The organism is Streptococcus mitis, from assembly GCF_002096815.1.
GTDB classification, from domain to species: Bacteria; Bacillota; Bacilli; order Lactobacillales; family Streptococcaceae; genus Streptococcus; species Streptococcus mitis_AD.
Genome location: NZ_NCVJ01000011.1, coordinates 1 through 5,208, shown reverse-complemented (window position 1 = coordinate 5,208; position 5,208 = coordinate 1). Strand labels below are relative to the sequence as shown.

At 49.6% G+C, this 5,208-nt stretch carries 2 tRNA genes and 3 rRNA genes; all 5 read right to left on the bottom strand.

Annotated elements, in window-relative coordinates:
• Positions 1 to 4 precede the first annotated feature (4 nt).
• The 5 genes from rrf to B7696_RS00150 all read right to left on the bottom strand — a co-directional run bounded on the left by rrf (position 5) and on the right by B7696_RS00150 (position 5,204).
• Positions 5 to 120 (bottom strand): 5S ribosomal RNA (rrf, locus tag B7696_RS00170).
• Between the two features lie 76 nt (positions 121 to 196).
• A 23S ribosomal RNA gene (locus tag B7696_RS00165) occupies positions 197 to 3,098 on the bottom strand.
• Positions 3,099 to 3,220: 122 nt separating this feature from the next.
• A tRNA-Ala gene (locus B7696_RS00160) sits at positions 3,221 to 3,293 on the bottom strand.
• Between the two features lie 51 nt (positions 3,294 to 3,344).
• A 16S ribosomal RNA gene (locus tag B7696_RS00155) occupies positions 3,345 to 4,890 on the bottom strand.
• Together the 16S, 23S and 5S rRNA genes with 2 tRNA genes alongside form the textbook arrangement of a ribosomal RNA operon.
• A gap of 242 nt (positions 4,891 to 5,132) precedes the next feature.
• Positions 5,133 to 5,204, bottom strand: a tRNA-Glu gene (locus tag B7696_RS00150).
• Positions 5,205 to 5,208: the final 4 nt, after the last annotated feature.

Sequence of the window (5,208 nt, the reverse complement as noted above, 5' to 3'; positions counted from 1 at the left end):
TAGAGCTAAGCGACTTCCATATCTCACAGGGGGCAACCCCCAACTACTTCCGGCGTTCTAGGGCTTAACTTCTGTGTTCGGCATGGGTACAGGTGTATCTCCTAGGCTATCGTCACTTAACTCTGAGTAATACCTACTCAAAATTGAATATCTATTCAAACCAAGAAAACCGTTCGCTTTCATATTCTCAGTTACTTTGGATAAGTCCTCGAGCTATTAGTATTAGTCCGCTACATGTGTCGCCACACTTCCACTTCTAACCTATCTACCTGATCATCTCTCAGGGCTCTTACTGATATAAAATCATGGGAAATCTCATCTTGAGGTGGGTTTCACACTTAGATGCTTTCAGCGTTTATCCCTTCCCTACATAGCTACCCAGCGATGCCTTTGGCAAGACAACTGGTACACCAGCGGTAAGTCCACTCTGGTCCTCTCGTACTAGGAGCAGATCCTCTCAAATTTCCTACGCCCGCGACGGATAGGGACCGAACTGTCTCACGACGTTCTGAACCCAGCTCGCGTGCCGCTTTAATGGGCGAACAGCCCAACCCTTGGGACCGACTACAGCCCCAGGATGCGACGAGCCGACATCGAGGTGCCAAACCTCCCCGTCGATGTGAACTCTTGGGGGAGATAAGCCTGTTATCCCCAGGGTAGCTTTTATCCGTTGAGCGATGGCCCTTCCATACGGAACCACCGGATCACTAAGCCCGACTTTCGTCCCTGCTCGAGTTGTAGCTCTCGCAGTCAAGCTCCCTTATACCTTTACACTCTGCGAATGATTTCCAACCATTCTGAGGGAACCTTTGGGCGCCTCCGTTACCTTTTAGGAGGCGACCGCCCCAGTCAAACTGCCCGTCAGACACTGTCTCCGATAGGGATCACCTATCTGGGTTAGAGTGGCCATAACACAAGGGTAGTATCCCAACAACGTCTCCTTCGAAACTGGCGTCCCGATCTCATAGACTCCTACCTATCCTGTACATGTGGTACAGACACTCAATATCAAACTGCAGTAAAGCTCCATGGGGTCTTTCCGTCCTGTCGCGGGTAACCTGCATCTTCACAGGTACTAAAATTTCACCGAGTCTCTCGTTGAGACAGTGCCCAAATCATTACGCCTTTCGTGCGGGTCGGAACTTACCCGACAAGGAATTTCGCTACCTTAGGACCGTTATAGTTACGGCCGCCGTTTACTGGGGCTTCAATTCATACCTTCGCTTACGCTAAGCACTCCTCTTAACCTTCCAGCACCGGGCAGGCGTCACCCCCTATACATCATCTTACGATTTAGCAGAGAGCTGTGTTTTTGATAAACAGTTGCTTGGGCCTATTCACTGCGGCTGACGTAAAGTCAGCACCCCTTCTCCCGAAGTTACGGGGTCATTTTGCCGAGTTCCTTAACGAGAGTTCTCTCGCTCACCTGAGGCTACTCGCCTCGACTACCTGTGTCGGTTTGCGGTACGGGTAGAGTATGTTTAAACGCTAGAAGCTTTTCTTGGCAGTGTGACATCACTAACTTCGCTACTAAACTTCGCTCCCCATCACAGCTCAATGTTATAGATATAAGCATTTGACTCATATCACACCTCACTGCTTAGACAGACACTTCCAATCGTCTGCTTTAGTTAGCCTACTGCGTCCCTCCATCACTACATACTCTAGTACAGGAATATCAACCTGTTGTCCATCGGATACACCTTTCGGTCTCTCCTTAGGTCCCGACTAACCCAGGGCGGACGAGCCTTCCCCTGGAAACCTTAGTCTTACGGTGGACAGGATTCTCACCTGTCTTTCGCTACTCATACCGGCATTCTCACTTCTATGCGTTCCAGCACTCCTCACGGTACACCTTCATCACACATAGAACGCTCTCCTACCATACCTATAAAGGTATCCACAGCTTCGGTAAATTGTTTTAGCCCCGGTACATTTTCGGCGCAGGGTCACTCGACTAGTGAGCTATTACGCACTCTTTGAATGAATAGCTGCTTCTAAGCTAACATCCTAGTTGTCTGTGCAACCCCACATCCTTTTCCACTTAACAATTATTTTGGGACCTTAGCTGGTGGTCTGGGCTGTTTCCCTTTCGACTACGGATCTTAGCACTCGCAGTCTGACTGCCGACCATAATTCATTGGCATTCGGAGTTTATCTGAGATTGGTAATCCGGGATGGACCCCTCACCCAAACAGTGCTCTACCTCCAAGAATCTCTAATGTCGACGCTAGCCCTAAAGCTATTTCGGAGAGAACCAGCTATCTCCAAGTTCGTTTGGAATTTCTCCGCTACCCACAAGTCATCCAAGCACTTTTCAACGTGCCCTGGTTCGGTCCTCCAGTGCGTCTTACCGCACCTTCAACCTGCTCATGGGTAGGTCACATGGTTTCGGGTCTACGTCATGATACTAATCCGCCCTATTCAGACTCGGTTTCCCTACGGCTCCGTCTCTTCAACTTAACCTCGCATCATAACGTAACTCGCCGGTTCATTCTACAAAAGGCACGCTCTCACCCATTAACGGGCTCGAACTTGTTGTAGGCACACGGTTTCAGGTTCTATTTCACTCCCCTCCCGGGGTGCTTTTCACCTTTCCCTCACGGTACTGGTTCACTATCGGTCACTAGGGAGTATTTAGGGTTGGGAGATGGTCCTCCCAGATTCCGACGGGATTTCTCGTGTCCCGCCGTACTCAGGATACTGCTAGGTACAAAGACTATTTTAAATACGAGGCTATTACTCTCTTTGGCTGATCTTCCCAAATCATTCTTCTATAATCTTTGAGTCCACATTGCAGTCCTACAACCCCGAAGAGTAAACTCTTCGGTTTGCCCTTCTGCCGTTTCGCTCGCCGCTACTAAGGCAATCGCTTTTGCTTTCTCTTCCTGCAGCTACTTAGATGTTTCAGTTCACTGCGTCTTCCTCCTCACATCCTTAACAGATGCGGGTAACAGGTAGTACCTGTTGGGTTCCCCCATTCGGAAATCCCTGGATCATCGCTTACTTACAGCTACCCAAGGCATATCGTCGTTTGTCACGTCCTTCTTCGGCTCCTAGTGCCAAGGCATCCACCGTGCGCCCTTATTAACTTAACCTTATTTTTGACCTTTCAGTCATAAACTCTTTTAATACTACAGCGTTTTCGGTTTATTTTCTTGTTACTATTTGATATAGATATTCAATTTTCAATGTGCATTACTTGGTGATCTCTCACCAATGGAGCCTAGCGGGATCGAACCGCTGACCTCCTGCGTGCAAAGCAGGCGCTCTCCCAGCTGAGCTAAGGCCCCACAAGACCTCTCAAGACTAAACAAGACCAATGCGCAGTTCCTTATCCTTAGAAAGGAGGTGATCCAGCCGCACCTTCCGATACGGCTACCTTGTTACGACTTCACCCCAATCATCTATCCCACCTTAGGCGGCTGGCTCCTTACGGTTACCTCACCGACTTCGGGTGTTACAAACTCTCGTGGTGTGACGGGCGGTGTGTACAAGGCCCGGGAACGTATTCACCGCGGCGTGCTGATCCGCGATTACTAGCGATTCCGACTTCATGTAGGCGAGTTGCAGCCTACAATCCGAACTGAGACTGGCTTTAAGAGATTAGCTTGCCGTCACCGGCTTGCGACTCGTTGTACCAGCCATTGTAGCACGTGTGTAGCCCAGGTCATAAGGGGCATGATGATTTGACGTCATCCCCACCTTCCTCCGGTTTATTACCGGCAGTCTCGCTAGAGTGCCCAACTGAATGATGGCAACTAACAATAGGGGTTGCGCTCGTTGCGGGACTTAACCCAACATCTCACGACACGAGCTGACGACAACCATGCACCACCTGTCACCTCTGTCCCGAAGGAAAACTCTATCTCTAGAGCGGTCAGAGGGATGTCAAGACCTGGTAAGGTTCTTCGCGTTGCTTCGAATTAAACCACATGCTCCACCGCTTGTGCGGGCCCCCGTCAATTCCTTTGAGTTTCAACCTTGCGGTCGTACTCCCCAGGCGGAGTGCTTAATGCGTTAGCTACGGCACTAAACCCCGGAAAGGGTCTAACACCTAGCACTCATCGTTTACGGCGTGGACTACCAGGGTATCTAATCCTGTTTGCTCCCCACGCTTTCGAGCCTCAGCGTCAGTTACAAGCCAGAGAGCCGCTTTCGCCACCGGTGTTCCTCCATATATCTACGCATTTCACCGCTACACATGGAATTCCACTCTCCCCTCTTGCACTCAAGTTAAACAGTTTCCAAAGCGTACTATGGTTAAGCCACAGCCTTTAACTTCAGACTTATCTAACCGCCTGCGCTCGCTTTACGCCCAATAAATCCGGACAACGCTCGGGACCTACGTATTACCGCGGCTGCTGGCACGTAGTTAGCCGTCCCTTTCTGGTAAGATACCGTCACAGTGTGAACTTTCCACTCTCACACTCGTTCTTCTCTTACAACAGAGCTTTACGATCCGAAAACCTTCTTCACTCACGCGGCGTTGCTCGGTCAGACTTCCGTCCATTGCCGAAGATTCCCTACTGCTGCCTCCCGTAGGAGTCTGGGCCGTGTCTCAGTCCCAGTGTGGCCGATCACCCTCTCAGGTCGGCTATGTATCGTCGCCTTGGTGAGCCGTTACCCCACCAACTAGCTAATACAACGCAGGTCCATCTGGTAGTGATGCAATTGCACCTTTTAAGCAAATGTCATGCAACATCTACTGTTATGCGGTATTAGCTATCGTTTCCAATAGTTATCCCCCGCTACCAGGCAGGTTACCTACGCGTTACTCACCCGTTCGCAACTCATCCAGAAGAGCAAGCTCCTCCTTCAGCGTTCTACTTGCATGTATTAGGCACGCCGCCAGCGTTCGTCCTGAGCCAGGATCAAACTCTCATTAAAAGTTTGAGTTCTCACTCATTTCTGTCACTGACAGATTTATTGTTTTTTCATTGTTCAGTACTACAACCTTAGTTGTAGTGCCCTGCACATTGGTTCGTCTTGTTCAGTTTTCAAAGGTCTTTGTCACTCGCTTCTCTCAAGTGACAACTATATTAGTATATCACAGTCGCTTTCGCTTGTCAACACTTTTTTGAAACTTTTTTAAATCTTTTTTCATCAAGTGTGCCATCTGCAACATACCATAGTCCGTACGGGATTCGAACCCGTGTTACCGCCGTGAAAAGGCGGTGTCTTAACCCCTTGACCAACGGACCAGAG